This is a genomic window from Agromyces sp. NPDC060279 (assembly GCF_042726785.1).
Classification (GTDB): domain Bacteria; phylum Actinomycetota; class Actinomycetes; order Actinomycetales; family Microbacteriaceae; genus Agromyces.
In genome coordinates, this window is sequence record NZ_JBHXBK010000001.1 from 607,510 (window position 1) to 631,774 (window position 24,265).

Below are 24,265 nucleotides of genomic sequence, written 5' to 3' on the forward strand. Positions count from 1 at the left end.
CGCACCCAGCCCTACTCACCGGTGTGAGGACTTACCTATTGCCTCCGGAACCAACCTCTACCCGACCGGCGTCTCCCTCGGCACCGTCGGGTTCCGAGCCCGACGTCGTCTCGCTCAGCCGCAGTCGGGACGGCAGGCGCGCTGCGACAGCGCGTCCACGAGCACGATGCCGAGGTCTTCGGGCTTCGTCGCCGAGTACGCGGCGCCGCCGGTCACCTCGGCGATGCGCTGCATCGCCTCGAGATCGGTGTCTGGACCGAAGCCGACCATGATGACCGGCACCGGTCGCTCCGGGTCCTGTCGTTCCGCGAGCTGCGAGAGCAGCTGGTCGAGCCCCAGACCGCTCTCGTCCTCGTTGCGGCCATCGGTGATGAGGAGCACCGAGTTCATCTTCTTCGGGTCGTAGCCCTCGCGCACGCGATCGACCGCGGCGAGGGTCGTGTCGTAGAGGCCCGTCGCCCCGCCGAGCCGGTCCGGCAGGGAGGCGACCACGCCCATCACCTGCGCCGTGTGCCCCGCGTCGGCCAGCGGGGCGATCGGGGCGAGCTCCTCCCAGTCGCGCTCGCCGTCGCGCGCCGTCGAGAAGACCCAGACGCCGAGCTGCACCTCCCCAGAGAACTGCGCCAGCGCGCCGCCGGCGGCTCGCTGGAACAGGTCGATCCGGCGCAGGCCGTCGCCGGCCGGGTCGGCCATCGACCCGGAGACGTCGATGACGGCGAGCATGCGCGAGCGGAGCGTCATGACGCCCCACTGCCGCAGCAGCTCCAATTGCCCGGCGCCGAGCGAGTCCGCGGCGAGCGCGGTCTCGAGCACGGTGTCGGGGAAGGGCAGCTCCGCGCTGACGCCCGAAGTCGTGATCGTGCCGGAGCCGTCGGGGCGGCGGAGTCCCGCGTGCAGCAGCGGGGCGGACTCGGCGCGCAGCGCGGCCTCGAAGTCGACGATGCCGCTCGCGGTCTCGGCGTGCGCGGCGGCGATGGCGTCGGCCGAGCCGGAACCCGCGGCCGCCGGCACGCGCACGAACGGGTAGTCGAGGACCACGGTGCCGTCGGCCGGGTAGTTCGCGACGAGCAGCTGCGCGGGACGGTCGCGGTTGTGGCGGGCGACCTCGGACTCGCTCATCACGACGACCGAGCCGGCGGCCGCGGACGAGATCGCCGCGTCCGCCGAGGCGGGGATGACCCGGCCGAGCGCGAGCATCGCCGCGGCGAGCTGGCGGGGTTCCTCTGGGGCGGACACGGCCTGCACCGCGGAGAGGGCGGCGAGGCTCGCTGCGCTGGCCTCGGGGTCCGGGAGGAGCGCGGTGAGCGTGCGGTCGCGCACCGCCGCCCAGCTCGGCTCCACCGGAAGCGCGTCGACCGTGGCGCTCGGCGTCGCGAGCACCACCGGCGAGACGGCGACGGAACCCTGCGAGTCGAGCACCGGGGCCTGCCGGCCGAAGGACTGGGCGAGCGCCCCCAGCCGGGCGACCCAGACGCTCGAGTCGGGGATCCAGGCATCGCCCGTGAAGCTGCCGGCGGCGAGCGCGGCGGCGGTGTCGGCGGAGTCCTGCGCGACGACCTCGGCAGCGAGGCACGCCTCGGCATCGGCGTTGAGCCGCTCGGCGGTCTGGCGCGCGGCGTCGGCGATGGACGGATCCGCGACGACGACGATCGCACGCCGTTCGGGGCACCCCTCGGCGGCGGCCGGTGACGCGGGCGGTGCGATGACGCCGCCCGCCCAGAGCGCGCCGCCGGTGGCGACGAGCAGGGCGGCGACGCCGCCGGCGATCAGGGCGCGCCGACGGCGGGGCGTGCCGGCGCTGCGGCGCTCGGCTCGTCTTGCTTCACGGCGCGATCGGATTCCCGGTTCGGGTACCGGGTCGCTGTGTCGTCCCACGTGCACTCCAGGTGAGCGCCGGCCGCTTCGCCGCCGCCCCTCGAACGGGCTCCCCCGTTCGAGGGGGAAGAGAACGAGAACAGCATAGGGGATCGTGCGAGGATGGCACGACGGAGAACGTCATGGAACCGTTCCGCGATCGAGCCCACGCCGGGCGCCTGCTCGGCGAAACCCTGCAGCACCGGCGAGCGAGCTGGCCGGAGCCGCTCGTCGTCGTGGGGATCCCCCGAGGCGGCGTGCCGGTCGCGGCGGAGGTGGCCGCCCGGCTCGCAGCGCCGCTCGAGGCGGTCGTCGTGCGCAAGCTCGGGGTACCCGCGCAGCCGGAGCTCGCCATGGGGGCGGTCGGGCAGACCGGCTCGGGCTCGGGCGCCCACGCGGTCGTGGTGTGGAACGACGACGTCATCGAGGCGGCGCACGTCGACGAGGCGGAACTCGCCGCGATCGTCGCCCGCGAGTCGGCCGAGGTCGAGCGTCGCGCGGCCAGGTGGCGCACGGATGCCTCGGCCGGCGCGATCCTCGACGCGGCCGTCGTGCTCGTCGACGACGGGATCGCGACGGGCGCGACCGTCGCCGCGGCCGGGCGCGTGCTCCGTGCACTCGGTGCCGCCCGCGTGGTGCTCGCCGCTCCGGTCGCGTCGCCGCAGGCGCTCGCCGAGCTCGACGGCTTCGACGAGGTGGTCGTGCTGTCGGCCCCGATCGGATTCAGCGCGGTCGGCAGCTGGTACCTCGATTTCGCTCAGACGCCGGACGAGGAGGTCGACGCGCTGTTGCAGCCGGGGCCTCGCGACTGAATGCTCGGGTTCAGCGCAACCGGGCGCGCACCGCCGTCGCATCGATGGTCTCGTCGACGAGGATCGCGCTCGAGAACCCGGCACGCGCGAACAGCGCCGCCGAGGTCTCGGCCTGGCGTTCGGCGCACTCGATGACGACGGCGCCGCCCGGTCGCAGCCAGCCGCCGGCCTCGGCCCCGATCCGGCGGTGCAGGGCGAGCCCGTCCGCGCCGCCGTCGAGCGCGAGCCGGTGCTCGTGCTCGCGCGCCTCGGGCGGCATGTGCGCGATCTCGGCGGTCGGCACGTAGGGCGCGTTCACCGCGATGACGTCGAAGCCGCCACGGAACTCGGCGGGGACCGCGTCGAAGAGGTCGCCCTGACGCACGACGGCGCCACCGGGCTCGAGGTTGCGGCGCGCGGCCGCGACGGCGGCCTCGTCGAGGTCCACGGCAACGAGCACGAGCTCGGGCAGCGCTCGCTGCAGCACCGCCCCGATCGCGCCGACGCCGCAGCAGAGGTCGAGCACGGTGGCGGGCGCGGCCGAGCGGCGGGCGAGCTGCACGGCTTCCCGGGCGACGAGCAGGGTGCGCGCACGCGGCACGAAAGCGCCCGGTTCGAGCTGCAGCCGGAGCCTGTCGAACTCGGCCCAGCCGAGCAGCTGCTCGAGCGGCTCCCCCGCCTCGCGCCGGACGACGAGCCGCTCGAGTTCGGTCGCCGCCGCGGAGGACGACGCCGCCGCCGCGAGGAGCAGCGCGGCCTCCTCCTCGGCGTAGACGCAGCCGGCGGCGCGCAGTCGGGCGGCGAGCGCCGCGGGGTCCTGGAGGGCGGGCGAGCTCGTCACGCCCCCATCCTCCTCCCGAGTTGCCCGACTTCCATGCGCTTCGGGCAACTCGGGTGGGGCCGGCGCTGGCGGACCGACCCCGCCGGTGCCAGGCTGGGCGCATCATGCCCGTCTTCGAAGTCACCGGCCGCAGGGCGCCTCGGGCCGCCGTACTGGTCGAGGGCGACAGCGACGCCGTCGTCGTCGAACGCCTCGCGGCCTCGCGAGGCATCCGCTTCGACGGCGGGGCGAGCGGAGCCGAGCTCGTGCCGATGCAGGGGGTCACGAACATCCGCCGCATCGTCGCCCGGCTCCGGGCGGATCAGCCGCGCACCGTCGTGCTCGGGCTCGCCGACGCCCCCGAGGAGCGGTTCGTCGCGTCGGCGATCGCCGACGGCGGTGCGCCGCCCGACCGCGACGGGCTCGCCGCGCGCGGCTTCTTCGTCTGCGTGCGCGACCTCGAGGACGAGCTCATCCGCGCGCTCGGCACCGATGCCGTCGAGGACGCCCTGCGGGAGATCGGCGACGCCGGCCGATTCGCGACGTTCCAACGCCAGCCGGACTGGCGCGACCGCGCGCGCGCCGATCAGCTGCACCGTTTCGCCGGCAGCGGCGCGGGACGCAAGCGCGCCCTCGCGGCGCGGCTCGCCGAACGTCTGGACGCGTCGACGACGCCCGTGCCGATCCGGGGGCTGCTCGACCGCCTCGAACTGGAGCTCGGCTGACTCAGCGCGCCCGCCACTCCTCGGCGAGCATGGCGTAGGTGAAGCCGTCGATCCAGCCGAGCTCGGCGTGCCAGGAGTCGCGCACGCCGTGCTGCTCGCGCCGCATGCCGAGCTTCTCCATCACCCGCCAGGAGCCGATGTTGTCGGCGAAGCAGCCCGCCGTCACCCGGTGCACGCCGAGCTCGTCGAAGGCGAGACTCAGCAGCGCTGCGGCGATCTCGGTCGCGTGGCCGGCGCCGGCGTGCGCCGGGTCGATGAGGTAGCCGAGGTCGGCCTCGGCGCCGCGCCACGGCCCGTCGGGCACGTGGCTCTGCCCCATCGCATCGCTCAGCGAGAGCGAGCCGGTGCCGACGACCTCGCCGTCGAGCAGAGCGATCGCGGAGTGGTCCTTCGGGTCGGCGACGCTGTCGAGCCACGCGGCACGGAACGCCTCGGGTTCGACCGTGGTGCGCAGCAGCCAGCGGGTGACCTCCGGACGGTTGCGCCATTCCAACACGGAGTCGAGGAGTTCAGCGGTCGGCAGCCGCAGTTCGAGGCGGCCGGCGGGACGGGGCCAGGACACGTTCGCAGTCGTCATCGCTTCACAGTCTGCCAGCGACCGGCCGCGGTCGCCGCCGCGGCTACTTGACGAGGCGGGACAGCACCCGGTCGGCGAGCACCTTGCCGCCGGTCTGGCAGCCGGGGCAGTACTGGAACGTGGAGTCGGCGAAGATCACCTGACGGATGGTGGTGCCGCACACCGGGCAGCTCTGGCCCGCCCGGCCATGCACCCGGAGGGCGCGCCGCTTCGCGTCTTTCAGCTCGGCCGGCGGTTTGCCGGATGCCTCGGCCACCGCCTCGGCGAGCGTCTCGCGCATCGCGGTGTAGAGCTGCTCGACCTGGGCTGGTGTGAGCTTCGCGGCGAGCGCGTAGGGAGACATGCGCGCGGCGTGCAGGATCTCGTCGGAGTAGGCGTTGCCGATGCCGGCGAACACGGATTGATCGCGCAGCAGTCCCTTGATCTGCGTGTGCCGCCCCTCGAGCACGGCGGCGAAGTCGGCGAGGGCGAAGTCGTCGGCCGTGGGGTCCGGGCCGAGCCTCGCGATGCCGGGCACCTCGGCCGGGTCGCGGACGACGGAGACTGCGAGCGACTTCTTGGTGCCGGCCTCGGTGAGGTCGAATCCCGAGCCGTCGTCGAGCCGCACCCGCAGCGCGAGCGGCGACTTTCCCGGCTTCACGGGGGTCGCCGGCAGCTCGTCGTACCAGCGCAGCCAGCCGGCGCGCGCCAGATGGAAGACGAGGTGCACCTCGCCCGTGTCGAGGTCGACGAACTTGCCGTGCCTCGTCACCCGCTCGATGGTGCGGCCCTCGAGGGCCGACAACGGCGGGTCGAAGGTCTTCAACGCCGCGATGGCCGCGACCCGCAACGACGCGAAGGCGTGACCGACCGTGCGTTCGTCGAGGAACGCCGTCAGCGCCTGCACCTCGGGAAGCTCCGGCATGCCTCGATGCTGCCACTCGCCGCCGACATCCGGAAGCGCTTCGGCCTGCAGCCGGATGCCGAGCCGAATGTCGGTGGGTGCTGAGACACTCTCAATATGAACGAGATCGAGCTCCGGCAGACCCGCGAACTGCGGGTCGGCGACACGCTCGTGAACACCACGGGCCGCCACTACGAGATCACCCGCGTCCGGCGCATCGGGCGAGGCATCCGCGTCGACTACACGACCGTCGACGGCGCGGCCGGGCGGTTCACGGCTGCGCCTGACGCCGCCATCCGCGTCCTCGTCGCCCCGATCTCGCACGCCGCGGCCTGAGCGCACACTTCCACGAGCGCTCAGCGCCGCCAGACATACGGCGTCGTCGTCGACACCTTGACGAAGCCGGAACGCTCAAGAATGGGGCGCGAGAACTCGGTGGAGTCGCTGGTGATCAGCGTCTTGCCCTGTGCGAGCGCCGCGCGCGCCCGCGCCGAGGTGAGCGCCCGGTAGATGCCACGGCCGCGCCACTCCACGCGGGTCGCCCCGCCCCAGATGCCGGCGAACCGCGTGCCCGGCACCGGTTCGATGCGCCCGGCGCTGACGAACCGCCCGTCGACCTCGGCAGCCCACTCCTCGACGCCGTCCCCTCGGGCGAGCTTGCGCAGCAGCTCGTCGGCTCGGACCCGGGAGACCGGAGAGCCGAACACCTCGTCCTGCATCGCACTCGCCGCGCGCACCTCGTGCTCCTCGACGACGCGTCGGACCACCACCCCGGGCGGCAGCTCGACGTCGGCGAGGAGTCGTCGAGCCTCGCCGATCATGATGGACTCGGGCTCCTCCGGGGTGAAGCCGTGCTCGAGCAGCGCATCATGGAGACCAGGCGCGACGTCGTGGCCCCGGGTCTTCCACTCCGCCTCGACGATGCGATCGTCGGCTGCGAAGCGCCGCGCGACTTCGCCGACGAGCCCAGCGATGCCCTCCGCCGTCGCATCGCCGAGGTCGCGGTAGCTCACGAAGCCGCGGCCGCCGCCGAAGCGGGCGATGAACAGCGGACCGAACCGTTCGACGGCCTCCGCCTCACGAACCTCGGCGTCGGTGCGGAGCTCGTCGTCGTAGGCCCGGAGCAGTGCCGAGCGATCGCCCATCATTGCGCCGCCGGTTCCGGCAGCAGCTCGCCGCCCGTCTGGCAGCTCGGGCAGTACTGGCCCACCGTGCTGGCGAAGGCGAAGTCCCGGATGACGCCGCCGCACCCGGGGCAGGGCTCCCCCGTTCGGCCGTGGACCCGCATGGCGGCGACCTTGGCCGCCTTGAGCTCGGCGATCGGGACGCCCCGCCGCGCCGCGATGGCCTCGGTGATCTCGCCCACCGTCGCCTCGAAGAGCGCGTCGAGCTCCGCGCCGGAGAGGCTCGACGCGTGCGCCACCGGCGAGCGCCTCGCCCGGAAGAGGATCTCGTCCGAGTAGGCGTTGCCGATGCCGGCGATCGACTCCTGCTCCTGGAGCACGGCCTTCGTCTGCTTGCGCCGCCCGGCGAACGCCCGGTCGAAGTCGCCGCGCGAGTACGCGGGATCGGCCGGGTCCGGCCCGAGCTTCGCGATCGCGGACACCTCGGCGGGGTCGTCGACCACGGAGACGCCGAGCGACACCCAGCTCCCGGCGTCGGTCAGCTCGAGCGCGGGCCCGTCGTCGAAGCCGATCGTGAGCAGCACCGGGGGCGCGTCGGCCGCGGCATCCGCCCCGCCCCAGCGCGCCCAGCCGTGCCGGCCCAGGGAGATCACGAGGTGCCGGCCGTCGTCGAAGCCGAGTTCGAGATGCTTGCCGTGCCGGGCGACGCGGGCGATTCGCGCGCCGACGAGCTCGGCCGGTGGTCTCGGCCGGGTCTTCACGACCCGGAACTCGAGCACGTCGATTTCACGAACGGCGCGGCCGACGATGCGCTCGCCGAGCTCGTCGACGAGCGCCTGCACCTCTGGCGACTCCGGCATGGGGCCACCCTCTCACGTCCCGCCGACGGCGTCACGCGATCGGGTGGCCCGCCGGGTCACTCCGTGTCGAAGTCGAGCGCGTCCTCGGCGACCGCGATGACCGACCAGGTGCCGCCGTCGGCGTCGGTGAACTCGTAGGCGGGGACGATCAGCACACTGCCGTCGCTCTGCCACTGGCTGGCGAGCCCGAGCCGCGCCTCGACGATGTGCACCTCCGCGACCGGCCACGACACGGCCGCCCCCTCGCCCGGCGTCGCCGGCGGCGCGGTCGGCGGCACCCAGGTCTCGCCGCCGGTGGTGTCGTCGGTGCGCAGGGCGATCACGTCGCCCGAGCGCTGGGCGCCGAACCGCGGGTCGGACAAGCGCCCGAAGGCCTCGTCGGCGCTCACGATCGGGTACTCGCCGAGCCCGATGATCGGGGCGAGGGCACCGGAGACCGAGACGGTCCCCTCCTCGGCGAGCTCGATCGACCACCCTTGGTCGATGCGCTGCCCGTCGACGATGGGCCAGGCCTGCGCGGTGCGGGTGACCGCGCCCTCCCAGGTCTGCGAGTCGTAGGCGAAGGCGTCGGTGTCGTGCCCGGTCGCCGCCAGGATCGAGCGGAGCGCGTCGATCGCGGCCTGTTCGCTCGGCAGTGCGCCGCTCGGGGTGCACTCGCCGCCGTCGGCGGGGCAGTTCCAGGGCTGGATCGACGGATCGTTGTACCAGAAGCTCAGCGCCCCATCGAGGGTCACCCAGAGCGACGGCGCTGAGCCGTCCTGCGGGCCGACGATCCAGCTGCCGTCCTGCAGCACCGGCTCGCCCTCGACGCCGAGCGCCGCGGCGAGCGCACCGATCGTCTCGGCGTTCGCGGCGGAGCCGGGGTCGAACGCGTAGCCGGCGGCACTGCCCGCCTCGGTCGAGAGACCCGACGAGGTGAAGTGGTTGCGCCCCCACCCCCACGGCATCGAGTCGTACGCCCCAGAGCCGGCCATCGCCTTGTCCTGCGCCATCTCCGGCTGACCGCCGCCGGCCTGCCCCTGCGCGCCGTTCTGGCCGTTCGAGAGCGAGATCGGGGGCGCACCCGCGAGCGTCGTGCCGTCGTTCCCGCCGAGTGCGGCCACCGCATACCCGGCACCGCCGCCGAGCACCAGCATCGAAGCGGCGACCGCGGCGATCGGCAGCCAGCGCGGCCGCCGCTTGACGCGTTCGCTGCCGAGATCGGCGACCGGGGCCTCCGTCGCGGTCGTCGCCTTCGCGATCGTCTCCTCGGCGAAGCCGGATCGCGGCTCGATGCCGGCGGCCGGGTCGGCAGCGCGCAGCCGAGCCATCGGGTCCAGCTGGTCGCCCGTGTCGTGCGTGTCGTCGTTCATGTCCTCGCCTCTCCTCGCGGGGCCGGAGCCGCCGTCACCAGGGATATGTCGTCGGCGCGCCCGACCTTGCAGCGTTCGGCCGGCCGTCAGAAGGCGAGGCGCTCGCCCCACGCTTCGCGAAGCCGCTTCCGGGCGCGCGAGAGTGCGGCATCCGCGCCGGAGCGGCTGATGCCGAGCACCGCGGCGAGCTCCTCGCCGTCGAGGCCTTCCCACGCGTGGAGCAGCAGGATGCGCCGATCCCGCTCGCCGACGCTCTCGAGCGCGCCGCGGAGTTCGGCGTCGAAGAGCGCGCTCAGCTCCGGATCCTCGGAGACCGCGCTCGTCCCCTGCTCCGGCACGGTCTCGACCGGCAGATCGACGAGCTTGCGGCGGTGGTTCGCGAGGGTGTACCCCGCCGTGCGGTACAGCCACGGCAGCACCGCGTCGCGTGGCACGTCCGCGCGGCGGCGCCACGCCGTCGCGAAGACCTCCGCCGCGAGGTCCTCCGCGTCCTGGCGCGGACCACGCCGGGCGAAGTAGCGCACGAGCGCCCCGGCGTGCTCGCGCACGACCGCCTCGAACCAGCCAGGCTCGTCGTCCGGCTCGGGACGACCGCTCGGGTCCTCGGGCATCGGCTTCCCCTCGTCCGGGGCGATCTCGTCGGTGCTCGCGCGCTTCACGCCCTGTTTGTGTCGCGTCCGGCGAGAGTCTTGCACGCGATCACGGATTCGTGGCGCATGACGGCGGGCGACACCGCGCTATCGTCGAACACGATGGATTCCGCCACGACGATCGAGGCCCTGCGCCGAGCTGGATGGGGCTTCGAGCCGCCGCTCGACGAGCAACGCCCGGTCCCCCGCTCGCTGCTCAGCTTCCCCGCGGCCTTCGGCGCCTGGACCGTCGCGTTCAGCCGGCTCGCCAACGCGGACGACACCGTCTGGTTCCTCTCGGTCGAGGACTACCGCGGCACGGCCGACTCCGCGTTCGCCTGGAACGAGTTCGAGAAGCTCGGCCTCGACGCCGCCGTCGACCCCGAGCAGACCGCCGCCGTCGCCGCATTCTGGGCCGGGCATCTTCCGGTGCTCCTCTCGGTGCGCGGCGACTACGAGTACCTCGCCATCCGCTCGGACGGCCGGATCGTGCACGGCGGCGGTCCGGAGTTCGAGGAGACGAGCGTCGTCGCCGACGACTTCGGGGCGCTGCTCACCGAGCTGGCCGAGCCGGGCGGTCCGCGGCACCCGCTCGTTCGCGCGCTCTTCCCGGAGCTCGCAGACTCTCCCGAGACATAGCGCGGGGCCTGCGCAACGGACCGTATGCGCGGGCGGGCATACCGGCGCGCGTACCGTTGGTGAATGCTTCGACGACTCGCCTCCCGCGTCTACTGGGCCTGCAGCCGGTGGACGCTCACCGGGTCGCCCGCGCCCACGCAGCCCACGGTGCTGATCGGCGCCCCGCACACTTCGAACTGGGACTTCGTGCTCATGCTGGCCATCGCCTGGCGGCTCGGCATCGACGTGCGCTGGCTCGGCAAGAAGAGCCTGTTCGCCGGCTGGCGCGGCCCGATCATGCGCCGCCTCGGCGGCATCCCAGTGGACCGCGCGGATCCCGCGCGCGTCGTCGACGAGGTCGTCGCCGAAGTGCACGCGGGCAAGGTGTTCGGGCTCGTCGTGACGCCCGACGGCACCCGCGGGCCGCACGAGTACTGGAAGTCGGGCTTCGCCCGCATCGCCAAGGCGACGGGGATGCCAGTGACGCTCGGCTTCGTCGACCGCACCACGATGACCACGGGCCTCGGACCGACGTTCGCCCTCGGCGACGATCTCGGCGCCGATATGGACCGGATCCGCGCGTTCTACGCCGATAAGGCGGGACTCCGGCCCGAGCTGCGGGTGGAGCCGCGCCTGCGCGAAGAGCTCGCGCTGCGCTGAGCGTCAGCGGAAAGCCCTGAGCGTCAGCCGAGCTCGGCCCGGCGCAGCGCCTCGCTCGTGACGCCGGGCATGAGCAGCACTGCGGCGAGCGCGAGCCCGACCGCCGCGATCACGAACGTCGGCTGCAGGCCGAACACGCCCGCGAGCAGCCCGCCGGCGAGGCCGCCGAACGGCACCGCGCCGAGCACGATGAGGCGGTACGCGGCGGTCACCCGCCCGAGCAGCGCGTCCGGCACGGCGGCTTGACGCAGCGTCGAGACGACGATCTGGTTGCACGCGGTCGCGACGGCCGCGAGGAACATGCCGACGAGCACGAGCACGAGATTCGTGCTCAGGCCGAGCACCGCGAAACTCGCCGCCGGCACGAGCGCGGCGGCCCACATCACGGGCCCGCCGCCGATGCGCGGGATGACGCGCTCCGCGATGAGCGAGCCGAGGATGGCGCCCGCCGCGGGGACCGCGATGAACAGGCCGTACCAGGCCTCCGGCACTCCGAGCGGCCCGGTCGCGAGCAGCACGAGGATCGCGCCGGTCGCGGTGCCGAACAAGTTGAAGGATGCCGAGATGAGTGCGACCCGGCGCAGCAGCCGATGCCGCCAGAAGTGCCCCCATCCCGCCGCGATGTCGGCGACCACGGAGTTCGGCCTGCGCGGCGGACCGTCCGCCGCAGCGGCATCGGCGTCGTGAGCCGTCGGGCGGAGTTGCGGGAGCAGCAGCGCGGCCGCGGCCGCGACGGCGAAGAGTCCGGCGCTCGTGAAGAACGCGAGCGTCGCCGCCACCGCCATGAGGAACGAGCCGATCGGCGGCCCGACGAAGGTGTTCACGACCGACTGGGTCGCGAAGAGGCGCCCGTTCGCGCGTTCGAGCTGCGCGCGCGGCACGAGCCGCGGTGGCACCGTCAGCGCGGCGTTGTCGACGATCGTCTCCGCGGTGCCGGCCACGAAGACGGCGGCGTAGAGCAGCCACACGCTCTGCCAGCCGACCGCGACCGACACGGCGAGCAGGGCGAAGCCGAGCGCTCGGAGGAGGTTGCCCGCGACGAGGAGCGTGCGCCGGTCCATCCGGTCGGTGAGGGCGCCGGCGGGCAGCGTGAACACGAGCCAGGGCAGGAACTGCACGACCGTCATCCCCGCCACGATCACGGGGTCCCGGGTGAGCGAGGCCACGAGCAGGGGCGCGGCCGCGGCGAGGATGCCGTCGGCGGTGTTGGACGTCGCCTGCGAGGCCCAGAGGGCCGCGAAGCCGGAGCGCTTCGGCATTCGCTAACCCCCTATCAGCGTTATGATCATTAGGCCGAAGGTAGCAGAGGGCGAGAGGAGCGCGCGATGCGGATGCCGGAGCTCGCCGTCTCCCGGCTCGGCGGCGACGTCGCGCTCGACTTCTGCAACACCGTCGACTGGCGGCTCGACCCCGAGCGCCGCGGCGAGCGACTGCGCAGCTACGCGCACGTGCTCGCCTGGCTCGAGCGCGTCGAGCTGCTCGCCCCGGCTGCGGCCGAGCGTCTCGACGAGCTCGCCGACGCCGATCCCTCGGCCGCGGCCGCGGAGCACACCGCCATCCTGGCCCTCCGCGACGACAGCTACGCCGCCCTCACCGGCGACGCGAGCTCGCCCACCGTGCTCGAGCGGGAGCTGCCACTGGCGCACGCGGCGAGCCGCCTCGAGCGCAGCGCGGACGGCACCTGGGCCTGGCACCCGCGCACGCTGGCGCTCGGCACGCCGCGACACCTGCTCGCGCTCGAGTTCGCCCGACTGTTCGCCTCCCCCGCGCTCTCGGGCTTCCACCGCTGCGAGGACCGGCACTGCGGCTGGGTGTTCCTCGACACCTCCCGGCAGCACAACCGCCGCTGGTGCAGCTCCGCCGATTGCGGCAACCGCAACCGCGTCCGGGCGCACGCCGAACGGCTCCGGCGCGAGGCGGCATCGCAGCGCTGATTCCGCCTATGGCAGATCGCGCACCGGCTCGTCAAGCAGCTGCGGCCAGCCCCGCTGCTCGGCGATGATGGGCGGGTGCGAAGCTCCGTGAACGGTGTGCAGTCACCCGGCGGTCGTGCGGCGAGACGGCTCCTGCTGGGCGTCGTCGCCTGCCTCGCCGCCCTCTCCCTCGCCGCGTGCGGCATGCAGGTCCCGAGCGACCCGGACGGCACGCTCGACCGCGTCAGCGGCGGAGAGCTCCGCGTCGGCGCCGTCGAGGAGCCGGGACTCGTCGAAACCGATGGGCCGAGCCCCGCGGGACCGCTCCCCGAGCTCGTGCGCGGCTTCGCCGACACCATCGACGCACGGGTGAGCTGGCGTGTCGGCAGCGAGGAGACGCTCGTCACCGCCCTGGAGGACGGCGAGCTCGACCTGGTGATCGGCGGGTTCACCGACCAGACCCCGTGGATCGAGCGGGCGGGCCTCACGCGCGGGTACCGGGACATCGAGCACGCCGACGGACGCAGCCTCGTGCTGCTCGTGCCGATGGGTGAGAACGCGTTCCTCTCAGCCTTGGAGCGCTACCTCGACGAGGAGGTCGGCGGATGACCCGGCCGAGCAGTGCCCAGTTCGGCCGCACCGACCTGCCCGAGAAGCAGCGGATCGCGCTCAAGAAGGCGATCCGCTGGGAGCTGTTCACGATCGTGTACACCTCGATCACGATCACCGTCGTCGCCTTCGTCGTCGGCGGATCGCAGGCGATGCGCACCGCCTGGATCGAGGACATGCTCTCGCTCCTCCCCCAGCTCGCGTTCCTCACCGCGGTCATCTTCGTGCGGCGACGGCCGACGGTGAAGCATCCCTACGGCCTCCACCGCGCGATGGGCGTGGGTCACCTCGTCGCCGGCATCGCCCTCCTCGCCGTGGGCCTCAACCTCGCCGTCGAGGCCGTGACCGGCCTCATCGCCGCCGAGCATCCCACGATCGGCACCGTTCAGCTGTTCGGCAAGACGATCTGGCTCGGCTGGCTCATGATCGCCGTGATGGTGATCGTCGTCGTCGGTCCCGTGTTCATCTACGGCCCGGCGAAGGCGAAGCTCGCGCCGGTGCTGCACAACAAGCTGCTCTACGCCGACGCCGACATGGCGAAAGCCGACTGGCAGACGAACGCGGCGTCCATCGTCGGCGTGCTGGGCATCGGCCTCGGCATCTGGTGGCTCGACGGCGCCGCCGCGCTCTTCATCTCGATCGGCATCGTCTGGGACGGCGTGCGCAACACCAAGGGCGCGGTCATCGACCTCATGGACCAGCGTGCGCGCAGCTACGACGACAAGAAGCCGCACCCGCTCGCGGGCGAGATCACCCGGTACCTGCGAAGCCTGCCCTGGGTGGTGGACGCCGGCGTGCGGCTGCGCGACGAGGGGCAGGTCTTCCACGTCGAGGCGTTCGTCGTGCCACGCCGAGCCAAGGTGCGCACGGAAGCACTCTCCGCGGCCTCCGAAGGCATCACCCGGCTCGACTGGAAGGTGCAGGACGTCGTGGTGGTGCCGGTCGAGGAGCTGCCGAGCGAGGCCGACCGCGCGCTCAGCGCCTGAGGTCTGCTCAGGGGGCGCCGTAGCGGGCGGCGATCGTGCGGGCGGCGGCCTCGATGACCTGGTCCTGCTCCTCGTCGGTGATCGACCAGGTGCCGTGCACGAGCCGGGGCCAGAAGACCGACGACGCGATCATGCCGAGGAACTGGGCGGATGCCGTGTCGGGATCGTCGATCTCGGCGACCCCGGCCGCGTGCGCATCCCGGAGGTAGCGTCCCAGCGCCGCGAGCACCGGCAGGGTGCCGAAATCAAAGGTGCGCTCGCGCAGCTCGGGGAACCGGGGCGACTCGGCGATCACGGTGCGCATGAGCGCGGTCATCTCGGGCCGGGTCACGAGCTCGGCGTAGGCGCGGCCGAGCACCACCAGGCCGGCGGCAAAGTCTGCGAGCGGCACGTCGACGGGCTCCGGCACGGCCCTGCCGCCGGCGGCGAGCACCGTCGCCTCGAACAGCGCCGCCTTCGTCGGGAACTGCTTGAAGAGCGTGGCCTTGGAGACGCCCGCCCGCTCGGCGATCCGCGCGAGCGAGGTGCGATCGTAGCCGTCCTCCAGGAAGAGCTCGGTCGCGGCAGCCAGCACGGACTCGCGCTTCGACGTCGCCAGCTCGCGATGGTAGGACGAGGTTCCGCGTGCCATCCGGCCAGTATCGCAGAGACGAGTGCCTTGACTCACCTCTTCGAGCACAGTACCTTCCAGAGGTGAGTCAACCGACTCACTACTAGCCGTATCCGCGAAGGAGCGCCGCATGGCCACCGTGATCGTCCATGCCACCATCACCCTCGACGGCTTCCTCGCCGACCCAGACGGCGGCGTCGACTGGATGTTCGGACGCCCCTCCGCCCCCGAGGACGACGCCGTCGTCGAAGACGTGATGGCTCGCATCGGCGCGGTCGTCGGCGGCGCGAACCGCTCGCAGACCATCGAAGACGGCGAACTCCCCTACGGCGGCATGCTGAAGGTGCCCGTCTACCTGATGACCCACCGCTCCCACGAGCCGATCGAGCGCGACGGCACCACCTACACCTTCGTCGTGGACGACATCGCCGAGGCGGTCGCGCTGGCCTCGGCAGCCGCCGGCGACCGCTGGGTCAGCCTGCTCGGCGGCAGCATCTCGCGGCAGTGCCTGCAGCTCGGACTCGTCGACGAGCTCCACCTCGACGTGGCACCGGTGCTCCTCGGCGAGGGCATCTCCCTGTTCGCCGGGCTGGGGCAGCGGATCGAGCTCGAACGGCTCGAGACCTCGGCCTACGCGAGCGAGACGCACCTGCGGTACCGAGTGCTGCGGTAGGACTCGCGCTCGTCCCGAGATGCGGCCCGGGATCCGAGCGACAGGCTTCGCTCCGGACTCAGTGCGTTTCAGCCGTTGACGGCCCAAGCCCAGCCGTCGCCGGAGCCGCGACGGCTGACGGACTTCTGGCCGTAGACGACCGACTCGATCGCCGCGTCCGCGCGCTCGCTGGCGAAGAGCACGCAGGAGGAAACCTCCACGCCGGAAGCGAATTCCTTCGCGTCATCCCTGGAGAACACCGCGCAGCCGTCGACATTCACGTCCGGTCGAGCGTTGATCGTGACGACGTCGACGTCATCCTTGCCCGCGGCCGCCCAGTTCTCGATCCCGAAGCCGTAGACGCTGTCCTCCGGGTATTCGCCCTCCAGGAGAACCGCCTCGAACCGGACCAGGAAGACCGTGCCGTCGTCATACGCGTCGGGGAGCTGCAATTCACCCTTCGCCTCGGCGACCGACATCGAGGACACCTCGGTGACGGTGACCGCTGCGGTGGCGTCGACCTCCGCCTGGCGCACGCCCACCTCGAGCTGCTCCCCGATGCTCGCCTCGGTCGGCGCACTGGAGCAGCCGGCGAGGACCAGCACTGCGAGGCAAGCGGGGGCGAGGAGTGCGGTTCTGCGCATGGAACGGGGGCCTTTCTGCCGGGGACGGATTCTTGGTATCCAGAGTAATCCAGGAACCAGAGATGCGGAGCCCGCGATGGCCGACTCCTCCGGCGAACTCTCCGACGAAGCCCGGCGGCGAACTACGCCCACACGACCAGGAAGCCGCGCGCCGATGGAATCCCAAACGCGAATCGCGGCGGCCGAGCAAGCAGCTCAGACCGGCGAGCCGCCTTCGTACTGCACGTGGTCGACGATGCATCCGCCGAGGTCGGGCGGCGTCGGGCCGATGAACACGCTGCCGGCGACGGAGCCGGTGAAGGCGGCGACGTGCTCGAACTCGCAGTGGTCGAAGACGCAGCGCGTCGTCCACATCACGTCCCGCAGGCTCGCGCCGGTGAAGCTGCAGCGTTCGAACCGCACGCCGGACGCGACGGAGCGCGACAGGGTTGCGTCGGAGAAGTCGCAGCCCTCGAACACGCCGCCGAGGCGAGCGCCGGTGAGCTTCGCCCCGACGAAGCTGCAGTCCACGAAGCGTCGTCTGACGAACACGCGCCGCATGTCGATCCGGTCGAGGACGCAGTCCTCCAGCTCCGACTCGATCACCGACGCCCCGTCCGCGAAGACGACGTCCGACAGGTCGACGCCCGATGCCCCGAGGTGCCGGATCGGCCTCGTCAGCCGCGCACCGCGCACGTCGACGCGACCCGCCGCGGTCGTTCCGAACGGGGACGCCGGAAACGCGGACCCTGGCCGCTGCAAGGCGCGGACGAGCGCACGCTCGAACTCGCTCGTGAGCTCGGGCGTCCACCGCTCGCGCAACTGGCGCTTCGTCGACTGCATCGGCTCGGCCGCTCACACGTTGAAGCGGAACTCCACGACTCGCCCGCATGCGTGACGTAATCCTTGCCTGCGGTAACGCGCGAAGGCCGGCGCCCGCTGGTCAGCGGGAGTCCTTCGGATCTCTCAGGGCAGTCATGGCCTCGAGCAGCGTGTCGTGGACGTAGGCGAGCTCGGGCGAGACCTCGCCCCATCCCCCGTCGGTGCTCTCGGCCCCCCACTCGCTCTCAGCGTCCTGCGCGTCCCAGACCGCGTCGCCGTGCTGCCAGATCCACCACAGGTTCGCACTCGCATCCTGCACGCGGGCGAATTGCGTGCCGAAGAAGTCGGTCGGCTTCGTGACGAGGCGCGCGCCGCGCGCGAGCGCGCGCTCGAGCACCGCGTCGAGGTCGTCGACGTAGACCTGGAGCAGGCTCGGAGTGAACGGCCAGTCCGGCTTGCGCTCGGCGAGCATGACGGTGGTCGTGCCGACGCGCACCTCGGCCTGCAGCAGCAGCCCGTCCTCGTCGATGGTGCGGGCCTCGGCGCGCTCTTCGCCGCCGAAGACCTCGATCACGAACCGGGTCAGCTCGGCGGCGTCCGTCGTGATGATGAAGGGGTTGACGGTGGCGTAGCCCTCGGGGGCGGCGGGTGCAGACATCGCGTGCTCCTGTCCTCGTGGTGGATGCGAAGTCCTCAGTGCATCATCCCGCCGGGTCGAGGTATTGAAGGATTCCGCCACCCTTGTCCGGAGAGCACCTGCGCCGGGGTCCGGCCGTGGAACATCCGCAGCGAGCGAGTGAGATGGGCCTGATCCGCGAAGCCGCAACGGGCAGCGCACTCGACCGGCGCCACGCCCTGGAGCAGCAGGGCGTACGCCTCCCGCGCCCGGGCCAGCTGCGCGATCTGCTTGCGCGTGAGCCCCGTCGCAGCCCGGACGCGGCGTTGCCGGTGCCGCTCCGAATAGCCCGCGTCGTCGCCGGAGAGCATCCGCCGGACCTCGTCGTCGCCGCGCAGCACGTCGAGCTCGAGCAGCCGATCGGTGAAGGCCTCGAGATCCCCGAACTCCGGGAACGGCAGGGCGTGCTGCGCGATGACGACCCGGCGCTCCTCGAGGACGAGCTGCTGCTCCCCGCCGAGCAGCAGCTGCTTGCTCACCCCGGGCAGGACGACGTGCGCCTTCAGCTGCAAGCCCCAACTGTGCTCACCGATCGTCGAGCGGATCCAGCGGTGTCCGAGCGTCGGCCCGGACAGCCCGGCGCGCAGCGCTCCGTCCTGCTCGCGCGCGAACCACAGGTCCCAGTACTCGACCGCGTCGACCAGGTAGCGCTCGTCCTTCGTCGCGCGCGCCTGCCACATGCACTCGATCACGGGCGATTCAGGATGCTGCTCCTCGTACATGCGTTCGCTCACGACACGCTCCGGTGGCGCACCGTTCACACGTTGAAGCGGAACTCCACGACGTCGCCGTCCTGCATGACGTAGTCCTTGCCCTCCATGCGCGCCTTGCCGCGCGAGCGGGCCTCGGCGACCGAGCCGGCGTCGACGAGGTCGGCGAAGGAGATGACCTCGGCCTTGATGAAGCCGCGCTCGAAGTCGGTGTGGATGACGCCCGCCGCCTGCGGCGCCTTCCAGCCCTTGTGGATGGTCCAGGCCCGCGACTCCTTGGGGCCCGCGGTGAGGTAGGTCTGCAGGCCGAGGGTGTCGAAGCCGACGCGGGCGAGCTGGTCGAGGCCCGACTCCTCCTGGCCGGTGGAGGCGAGCAGCTCCGCCGCGTCCTCGGGGTCGAGGTCGATGAGCTCGGACTCGATCTTCGCGTCGAGGAACACCGCTTCCGCCGGCGCCACGAGCGCGGCCAGCTCGGCCTTGCGCGCGGCATCCGTCAGCACGCCCTCGTCGACGTTGAAGACGTAGATGAAGGGCTTCGCGGTGAGCAGCCCGAGCTCCTTGACGGGCTCGAGGTCGATCTTCGTCGCCGAGAGCGGGGTGCCGGCCTGCAGGGCCTCCTGGGCCTCCTTGGCGGTCGCGAGCACGGACGGGTCGAGCTTCTTGCCCTTGACCTCCTTCTCGTAGCGAGTGATGGCCCGCTCGAGGGTCTCGAGGTCGGCGAGGATCAGCTCGGTGTTGATCGTCTCCATGTCGGACTTGGGGTCGACCTTGCCGTCGACGTGCACGACGTCGCCGTCGGTGAAGCCCCGGACGACCTGCGCGATCGCGTCGGCCTCGCGGATGTTGGCGAGGAACTTGTTGCCGAGGCCCTCGCCCTCGCTCGCCCCGCGCACGATGCCGGCGATGTCGACGAAGGACACCGCGGCGGGCAGGATGCGCTCCGAGCCGAAGATGCCCGCGAGCGTCTCGAGCCTCGGGTCGGGCAGGTTCACGACGCCCACGTTCGGCTCGATCGTCGCGAACGGGTAGTTCGCCGCGAGCACCTGGTTCTTGGTGAGGGCGTTGAAGAGGGTGGACTTGCCGACGTTGGGCAGGCCGACGATGCCGATAGTGAGAGCCACGGGGCTCTATCGTACCGGTGCCGCGCGGTTCCGCCCGGCCGGGCTTCGCCGGCCCGAGGTGGGGCTCAGCCGTCGAGGCGGGCGCGGAAGCAGCGGGTGCGGTACGGCACGTCGAGCTCGTCGCGTCCGGCGAGGTCGGGATGCCGCGCGAACAGCCGTTCCAACTGAGCGATCGTGTCCCGCTGAGCGCCGGGGCTCGAGGTGATGAAGTAGGAGCGGGAGCGCACCAGGTCGAGGAATCCGGCGCGGCTCATCCGGGCGGTCCAGTCCACGGTGTGCTCCTGGATGGGACCGAACGGCGCGCCGATCTGCACGTACTGCTCGAAGCTCGCGCTCGCGTCGTGCCGCTCGTGCATGATCTCGCCGGCCTCCTTGAGCCAGCCGACGCTCGTGTCGCGGCTGTTCCAGACCAGGCCCAGCACGCCGCCCGGCCGCAGCACGCGCGCGATCTCCGGCACCGCGCGCGAGGGGATGAACCAGTGCCACGCCTGACCGGCCACGACCGCGTCGACCGAGCCGTCTTCGAGCGGGATGTCCTCGGCCGTGCCGAGGATCCGCGGCACGCCGGGCACCGCGACCTCGAGCTCCTCGAGCATCTCCTCGACCGGGTCGACCGCGATCACCTCGCGGTCGAGCGCGACGAGCGCCTGGGTGAGCTTGCCGGTGCCGGCGCCGAGGTCGAGCACGCGGGCGGCGTCGCCGATCAGCCAGGCGACCGCCTCGGCCGGGTAGCCGGGACGGGCTGCCTGATAGACGGATGCCGCGTCGCCGAACGACCTCGCGTGCCGCTGCGTCTCCGCGTCCCCCGGATTCATGCCTCCCATTCCACGCCCGCGGCGAGGCATCCGTCAACCGTCGGAGGCGCGTGCGACGATGCCCGCATGCCAGTGGACTTCACCGCCATCGACTTCGAGACCGCGAACTCCTCTGGAGCCAGCGCCTGTTCGATCGGCATGGTGAAAGTGCGCGACGGCCGCGTCGTCGAGCGCGAGTACTGGCTGCTGCGCCCGCCGTTCCCGCACGACGAGTTCATGGAGTGGAACGTGCGCATCCACGGCATCACGCCCGAGATGGTCGCCGATGCCCCCGGCTGGGGCGATCGACTCGCCGAGTTCCGCGAGTTCGCCGGCGCCGACTGGCTCGTCGCGCACAACGCGGGCTTCGACATGGGCGTGATCGAGAAGAGCTGCGGGGTGCTCGAGCTGCCCGTTCCCGACCACCGCTACCTGTGCAGCCTGCAGGTGGCGCGCAAGACCTACCACCTCGACTCGTACCGGCTCCCGGTCGCCGCGATGGCGGCGGGCTTCGAGGACTTCTCGCACCACAACGCGCTCGACGACGCCGAGGCGTGCGCCGCGATCGTCGCGCACGCCGCAAAGCGCCACGAGGCCGATGACCTCGAGCGACTCGCCCACGTCACGGGCGTGCGCGTCGGTGCGCTCGGCGCCCGCGCGGTCAAGGCCCGCGAGGCCGCGCACGGGCCGATGGCCCTGCAGTAGGCGCACTCGGCCGGTGCGCGGCCCCGGCTCGCCGGGCGCCTCGGCGCCGATGTCGGAGGCGGCTGCGACACTGTCGGCATGGAGATCCTGCTGCTCATCATCGGCCTCCTCGTCGGCGCCGCCCTCGGGGGGCTCGCCACCTGGGTGCTGGCGTCGCGCCGGGCCGCCGGCAGCCCCGACGCCGCGCCGGCCGAAGACCCGGCGCTCGTCGAGGCGCGCCACGAGGCGCAGCTGGCCGCCCTGCAGGCCGAGCACGCGGCCGAGCGCTCCCGACTGCTCGCCGACGAGCAGCGCGCGCAGGCCGAGCTCCGCGCCGAGCTCTCCGCGATCGAGGCGACCGCCGAGGGCCTCCGCGAGCAAATCCTCAGCGCCAGGCAGCAGTACCGCGAGATCGTCGAGCGCCATGAGCTCGAGCGGCGCGAGCGGGAGCAGCGCGAGGCCGCCGACAGCAAGGTGCTCCAGGCGCTCGCGCCCGTCAAGCAGACCCTCACCGAGATGCAGAGCAAGGTCACCGCGCTCGAGACGCAGCGGCACCAGCAGCACGGCGAGCTCAGCCAGCAGCTGAAGATCGCCGCCGAGAACGAGGAGCGGCTCCGCTCCACGGCCGAGTCCCTCGCCTCGGCGCTGCGCTCGAACAGCACCCGTGGCGTCTGGGGCGAGACGCAGCTGCGCAGCGTGGTCGAGGCCGCGGGGCTCATCGAGCGCGTCGATTTCGACACCCAGCACTCGGTCACCACCGACGCCGGCGCCGGCCGCCCCGACATGGTCATCCACCTGCCGGGCGGCAAGCACATCGCCGTCGACGCCAAGGTGCCGTTCAACGCCTACCTCGAGGCGAGCCAGATCCCGGCGACCGCGACCGGCGCCGACGCCGGCCGTCGCGAGAGCCTCATGAAGAACCACGTGAAGGCCGTGCGCGACCACATCACCGCGCTCGGCGGCAAGACCTACTGGGAGGGCCTCGGCGCCTCCCCCGAGATGGTCATCGCGTTCATCCCGAGCGAGTCGCTCATCTCGAGCGCGCTCGAGGCCGACCCGTCGCTGCTCGAGTTCGCCTTCTCGAAGCGGGTCGCCCTCGCCTCACCCGTCACGCTCTGGTCGGTGCTGAAGACCGTCGCGTTCAGCTGGCAGCAAGACGTGCTCACGAAGGAGGCGAAGACGCTCTTCGACCTCAGCCGCGAACTCTACGGCCGCCTCGCCACCACCGCGGGGCAGATCGAGAAGCTCGGCCGCACCATCGAACGCACCGTGAAGGACTACAACACCTTCGTCGGCTCGCTCGAGTCGCGCGTACTGCCGACCGCCCGCAAGCTCAAGGCGCTCGACGAGACGAAGGTGCTCGCCACCCTCGAGGGCATCGAAGAGAGCCCGCGCGAGCTGACCGCGTACGAGTTCACCACAGCGATCCCCGCCGAGCGTGACGCCGTCGAGAGCGCCGGCGACGTCGAGGCCGAGGTGCTCGAATCGCCCGCGGCTCCCGCGGTCGCGGCGGCCGACGAACTCGACGTCTTCGCCGACATCGATGCGGGCATCCGGGCTCGGCTCGGCGACGACGACTGAGACGGGCGACGCCGCCGCGCGCAGCCGCGCAGCGCCGCCCGACAGCGCAGCCGCGCTCAGCCGCGCAGCACGCTGAGCACGTTGTCCGAGGGGTCGCGGAACCAACAGATGTCCGGCCCCATCCCCGACTCCCGGCCGCGCGCGATCCCGCGCTCGTCGGTGCCGAAGTCCTGCTCGCCCGAGTAGATCTTCGTCACCACGCCGGCCGCATTCAGCGCGTCGACGGCCGCATCGATGTCGTCGACCTCGAAGTTCAGGATCGTGAACGGCGCCGGGCTGTGATCCGGCTTGCCGTACACGAACACCGACTGCCCCGACGGCAGGGCGAAGCGGAAGCCGCCCATCGCCTCGACCACCTCGAGCCCCAGCACGTCGCGGTAGAAGGCGAGCGCCGCCTCGACATCCCGCACGGCGAAACCGGGGAACGCATCGCGAATCTCGATCATGGCAACCTCCTCGATCGGTCCAGGGCACAGCCTGGCACGCGAGCAGGATCGCGTCGAGGGCCTGGGCTCAGTCCTCGTCGAGCCACTTCGAGGCGAGGTGCTCCGCCTGCACGCGACGCAGCGTGCCCGACTTCGAGCGCAGCACGACCGACTCCGTCGTGATGTAGTCGCCCTCGCGCTTCACGCCCGCGACGAGCGCACCGTCGGTCACGCCGGTCGCGACGAAGAAGGTGTTGTCGCCGCGCACCATGTCCTCGAGCTCGAGCACCGCGTCGACGTCGAGCCCCGCCGCCGCACCGCGGGCGCGCTCCTCGTCATCCTTCGGCGCGAGCCGGCCCTGCATGAAGCCGCCGAGCGCCTTCACCGCGCACGCGGTCGTGATGCCCTCGGGGCTGCCGCCGATGCCGACGCACATGTCGATGCGCGAGTCGTGCCGGGCCGCGTTGATGCCGCCCGCGACGTCGCCGTCGAGGATGAGCCGGGTGCCGGCGCCCGCGGCGCGGATGTCGGCGATCAGCTGCTCGTGGCGCGGCCGGTCGAGCACGGCGACGCGCACATCGGCGACGTCCTTGCCGATCGCGGCGGCGTACGCACGGATGTTCTCGCCGATGGGCTTGCGGATGTCGACGACCCCGCGGCCCGCCGGACCGGTGACGATCTTGTCCATGTAGAAGACGCTGGACGCGTCGAGCATCGTGCCCCGGTCGGAGACCGCCAGCACCGACAGCGCGTGCGAACGGCCCGCCGCGGTGAGCGAGGTGCCGTCGATCGGGTCGACCGCGATGTCGCACGCGGGGCCGTTGCCCGAGCCGACCCGCTCCCCGTTGAAGAGCATCGGGGCTTCGTCCTTCTCGCCCTCGCCGATCACGATGACGCCGTCGAAGTCGACCGTCGCGAGGAAGGCCCGCATGGCGTCGACCGCGGCGCCGTCGGCCGCGTTCTTGTCGCCCTTGCCGATCCACGGAACCGCCCGGATCGCCGCCGCCTCCGTGGCCCGCACGAGCTCCAGCGCGAGGTTGCGGTCGGGGTGGTGGAACAGGCTGGCTTCGTTGCTCATGAGGGGGTCCTCCAGGACGCATCTGCGCCGCGGATCGTCTCACGGCGCGCCGATCGGCGGTGTTCCCGCCACCACGAGCCTAACGAGC

General features: G+C 72.3%; 29 protein-coding genes. 11 read left to right on the forward strand and 18 right to left on the reverse strand.

Translation table 11 applies throughout. From position 1 onward, the window contains the following. Positions 1-114 precede the first annotated feature (114 nt). Positions 115-1,875: a VWA domain-containing protein gene (locus tag ACFWE1_RS02835; RefSeq protein WP_376932021.1), complete on the reverse strand. Its 1,761-nt coding sequence runs from the start codon at positions 1,873-1,875 to the stop codon at positions 115-117. Between the two features lie 122 nt (positions 1,876-1,997). On the opposite strand from ACFWE1_RS02835, the gene ACFWE1_RS02840 reads away from it, so the two are divergent. After that, complete coding sequence (locus tag ACFWE1_RS02840) at positions 1,998-2,666, forward strand: phosphoribosyltransferase (RefSeq protein ID WP_376932022.1); 669 nt, start codon at positions 1,998-2,000, stop codon at positions 2,664-2,666. A 10-nt stretch (positions 2,667-2,676) separates the two neighbouring features. On the opposite strand, the gene ACFWE1_RS02845 is transcribed toward ACFWE1_RS02840, so the two are convergent. Next, positions 2,677-3,486: a putative protein N(5)-glutamine methyltransferase gene (locus tag ACFWE1_RS02845; RefSeq protein ID WP_376932023.1), complete on the reverse strand. Its 810-nt coding sequence runs from the start codon at positions 3,484-3,486 to the stop codon at positions 2,677-2,679. Positions 3,487-3,590: 104 nt separating this feature from the next. Between ACFWE1_RS02845 and ACFWE1_RS02850 the strand changes: the two genes are divergently transcribed. Further along, on the forward strand, positions 3,591-4,190 hold the full coding sequence (locus ACFWE1_RS02850; protein WP_376932024.1) for a TOPRIM nucleotidyl transferase/hydrolase domain-containing protein: 600 nt from the start codon (positions 3,591-3,593) through the stop codon (positions 4,188-4,190). A gap of 1 nt (position 4,191) precedes the next feature. Here ACFWE1_RS02850 and ACFWE1_RS02855 read toward each other — a convergent pair whose 3' ends face one another. Then, positions 4,192-4,767, reverse strand: coding sequence for a GNAT family N-acetyltransferase (locus ACFWE1_RS02855; RefSeq protein WP_376932025.1), 576 nt, complete (start codon positions 4,765-4,767; stop codon positions 4,192-4,194). Positions 4,768-4,810: 43 nt separating this feature from the next. Further along, positions 4,811-5,671, reverse strand: coding sequence for an Fpg/Nei family DNA glycosylase (locus ACFWE1_RS02860; RefSeq protein ID WP_376932026.1), 861 nt, complete (start codon positions 5,669-5,671; stop codon positions 4,811-4,813). A gap of 96 nt (positions 5,672-5,767) precedes the next feature. On the opposite strand from ACFWE1_RS02860, the gene ACFWE1_RS02865 reads away from it, so the two are divergent. After that, the gene (locus ACFWE1_RS02865) at positions 5,768-5,986 is read left to right on the forward strand and encodes a hypothetical protein (protein WP_376932027.1); all 219 of its coding nucleotides are present in this window, start codon (positions 5,768-5,770) and stop codon (positions 5,984-5,986) included. A gap of 20 nt (positions 5,987-6,006) precedes the next feature. On the opposite strand, the gene ACFWE1_RS02870 is transcribed toward ACFWE1_RS02865, so the two are convergent. The 4 genes from ACFWE1_RS02870 to ACFWE1_RS02885 all read right to left on the reverse strand — a co-directional run bounded on the left by ACFWE1_RS02870 (position 6,007) and on the right by ACFWE1_RS02885 (position 9,645). Next, positions 6,007-6,795 (reverse strand): GNAT family N-acetyltransferase, encoded by a 789-nt coding sequence (locus ACFWE1_RS02870; RefSeq protein ID WP_376932028.1) that lies wholly within the window; start codon positions 6,793-6,795, stop codon positions 6,007-6,009. Then, complete coding sequence (locus ACFWE1_RS02875; RefSeq protein WP_376932029.1) at positions 6,795-7,634, reverse strand: DNA-formamidopyrimidine glycosylase family protein; 840 nt, start codon at positions 7,632-7,634, stop codon at positions 6,795-6,797. The genes ACFWE1_RS02870 and ACFWE1_RS02875 overlap by 1 nt, the downstream gene beginning before the upstream one ends. Positions 7,635-7,690: 56 nt before the next feature. After that, entirely contained in the window at positions 7,691-8,986 is a 1,296-nt protein-coding gene (locus ACFWE1_RS02880) for a hypothetical protein (RefSeq protein ID WP_376932030.1), read from the reverse strand. Positions 8,987-9,072: 86 nt separating this feature from the next. Further along, positions 9,073-9,645 carry an RNA polymerase sigma factor gene (locus tag ACFWE1_RS02885; protein ID WP_376932031.1) on the reverse strand — a complete coding sequence of 191 codons (573 nt, stop codon included), beginning with the start codon at positions 9,643-9,645 and terminating at the stop codon, positions 9,073-9,075. Between the two features lie 93 nt (positions 9,646-9,738). Here ACFWE1_RS02885 and ACFWE1_RS02890 point away from each other — a divergent pair, with 93 nt between their 5' ends. Together ACFWE1_RS02890 and ACFWE1_RS02895 are read left to right on the forward strand one after the other, a co-directional pair. Beyond that, on the forward strand, positions 9,739-10,254 hold the full coding sequence (locus tag ACFWE1_RS02890) for a hypothetical protein (RefSeq protein WP_376932032.1): 516 nt from the start codon (positions 9,739-9,741) through the stop codon (positions 10,252-10,254). A 63-nt stretch (positions 10,255-10,317) separates the two neighbouring features. Beyond that, on the forward strand, positions 10,318-10,893 hold the full coding sequence (locus ACFWE1_RS02895; protein ID WP_376932033.1) for a 1-acyl-sn-glycerol-3-phosphate acyltransferase: 576 nt from the start codon (positions 10,318-10,320) through the stop codon (positions 10,891-10,893). Between the two features lie 23 nt (positions 10,894-10,916). Here the strand turns inward: ACFWE1_RS02895 and ACFWE1_RS02900 are convergent, their stop codons facing one another. Further along, complete coding sequence (locus ACFWE1_RS02900; protein WP_376932034.1) at positions 10,917-12,152, reverse strand: MFS transporter; 1,236 nt, start codon at positions 12,150-12,152, stop codon at positions 10,917-10,919. A gap of 66 nt (positions 12,153-12,218) precedes the next feature. Between ACFWE1_RS02900 and ACFWE1_RS02905 the strand changes: the two genes are divergently transcribed. From ACFWE1_RS02905 to ACFWE1_RS02915, 3 genes are all read left to right on the forward strand, one after another. Further along, positions 12,219-12,827 carry a CGNR zinc finger domain-containing protein gene (locus tag ACFWE1_RS02905; protein ID WP_376932035.1) on the forward strand — a complete coding sequence of 203 codons (609 nt, stop codon included), beginning with the start codon at positions 12,219-12,221 and terminating at the stop codon, positions 12,825-12,827. 75 nt (positions 12,828-12,902) lie between these two features. Next, a complete protein-coding gene (locus ACFWE1_RS02910; protein WP_376932036.1) occupies positions 12,903-13,415 on the forward strand; it encodes a hypothetical protein in 513 nt (170 codons plus the stop codon). Then, the gene (locus ACFWE1_RS02915) at positions 13,412-14,401 is read left to right on the forward strand and encodes a cation transporter (protein ID WP_376932037.1); all 990 of its coding nucleotides are present in this window, start codon (positions 13,412-13,414) and stop codon (positions 14,399-14,401) included. The genes ACFWE1_RS02910 and ACFWE1_RS02915 overlap by 4 nt, the downstream gene beginning before the upstream one ends. Before the next feature lie 7 nt (positions 14,402-14,408). Here ACFWE1_RS02915 and ACFWE1_RS02920 read toward each other — a convergent pair whose 3' ends face one another. Continuing rightward, entirely contained in the window at positions 14,409-15,032 is a 624-nt protein-coding gene (locus tag ACFWE1_RS02920; RefSeq protein ID WP_376932038.1) for a TetR/AcrR family transcriptional regulator, read from the reverse strand. Between the two features lie 109 nt (positions 15,033-15,141). Between ACFWE1_RS02920 and ACFWE1_RS02925 the strand changes: the two genes are divergently transcribed. Continuing rightward, entirely contained in the window at positions 15,142-15,684 is a 543-nt protein-coding gene (locus ACFWE1_RS02925) for a dihydrofolate reductase family protein (protein WP_376932039.1), read from the forward strand. 68 nt (positions 15,685-15,752) lie between these two features. Here ACFWE1_RS02925 and ACFWE1_RS02930 read toward each other — a convergent pair whose 3' ends face one another. The 6 genes from ACFWE1_RS02930 to ACFWE1_RS02955 form a co-directional block, all read right to left on the reverse strand. Continuing rightward, complete coding sequence (locus ACFWE1_RS02930) at positions 15,753-16,268, reverse strand: hypothetical protein (protein ID WP_376932040.1); 516 nt, start codon at positions 16,266-16,268, stop codon at positions 15,753-15,755. Positions 16,269-16,502: 234 nt separating this feature from the next. Beyond that, entirely contained in the window at positions 16,503-17,129 is a 627-nt protein-coding gene (locus tag ACFWE1_RS02935) for a pentapeptide repeat-containing protein (RefSeq protein ID WP_376932041.1), read from the reverse strand. A 100-nt stretch (positions 17,130-17,229) separates the two neighbouring features. Continuing rightward, positions 17,230-17,766, reverse strand: coding sequence for a VOC family protein (locus ACFWE1_RS02940; RefSeq protein WP_376932042.1), 537 nt, complete (start codon positions 17,764-17,766; stop codon positions 17,230-17,232). 35 nt (positions 17,767-17,801) lie between these two features. Next, a complete protein-coding gene (locus ACFWE1_RS02945) occupies positions 17,802-18,518 on the reverse strand; it encodes a helix-turn-helix domain-containing protein (RefSeq protein ID WP_376932043.1) in 717 nt (238 codons plus the stop codon). 23 nt (positions 18,519-18,541) lie between these two features. Then, complete coding sequence (gene ychF / locus ACFWE1_RS02950; RefSeq protein ID WP_376932044.1) at positions 18,542-19,615, reverse strand: redox-regulated ATPase YchF; 1,074 nt, start codon at positions 19,613-19,615, stop codon at positions 18,542-18,544. Between the two features lie 65 nt (positions 19,616-19,680). Beyond that, positions 19,681-20,430: a class I SAM-dependent methyltransferase gene (locus ACFWE1_RS02955; protein ID WP_376932045.1), complete on the reverse strand. Its 750-nt coding sequence runs from the start codon at positions 20,428-20,430 to the stop codon at positions 19,681-19,683. A gap of 66 nt (positions 20,431-20,496) precedes the next feature. On the opposite strand from ACFWE1_RS02955, the gene ACFWE1_RS02960 reads away from it, so the two are divergent. Both ACFWE1_RS02960 and rmuC read left to right on the forward strand, forming a co-directional pair. Further along, complete coding sequence (locus tag ACFWE1_RS02960) at positions 20,497-21,114, forward strand: 3'-5' exonuclease (protein ID WP_376932046.1); 618 nt, start codon at positions 20,497-20,499, stop codon at positions 21,112-21,114. Between the two features lie 78 nt (positions 21,115-21,192). Continuing rightward, positions 21,193-22,674: a DNA recombination protein RmuC gene (rmuC, locus tag ACFWE1_RS02965; RefSeq protein ID WP_376932047.1), complete on the forward strand. Its 1,482-nt coding sequence runs from the start codon at positions 21,193-21,195 to the stop codon at positions 22,672-22,674. A 56-nt stretch (positions 22,675-22,730) separates the two neighbouring features. Here the strand turns inward: rmuC and ACFWE1_RS02970 are convergent, their stop codons facing one another. Together ACFWE1_RS02970 and glpX are read right to left on the reverse strand one after the other, a co-directional pair. After that, positions 22,731-23,120, reverse strand: coding sequence for a VOC family protein (locus ACFWE1_RS02970; protein WP_376932048.1), 390 nt, complete (start codon positions 23,118-23,120; stop codon positions 22,731-22,733). Between the two features lie 67 nt (positions 23,121-23,187). Further along, complete coding sequence (gene glpX, locus ACFWE1_RS02975; RefSeq protein WP_189084517.1) at positions 23,188-24,177, reverse strand: class II fructose-bisphosphatase; 990 nt, start codon at positions 24,175-24,177, stop codon at positions 23,188-23,190. Positions 24,178-24,265: the final 88 nt, after the last annotated feature.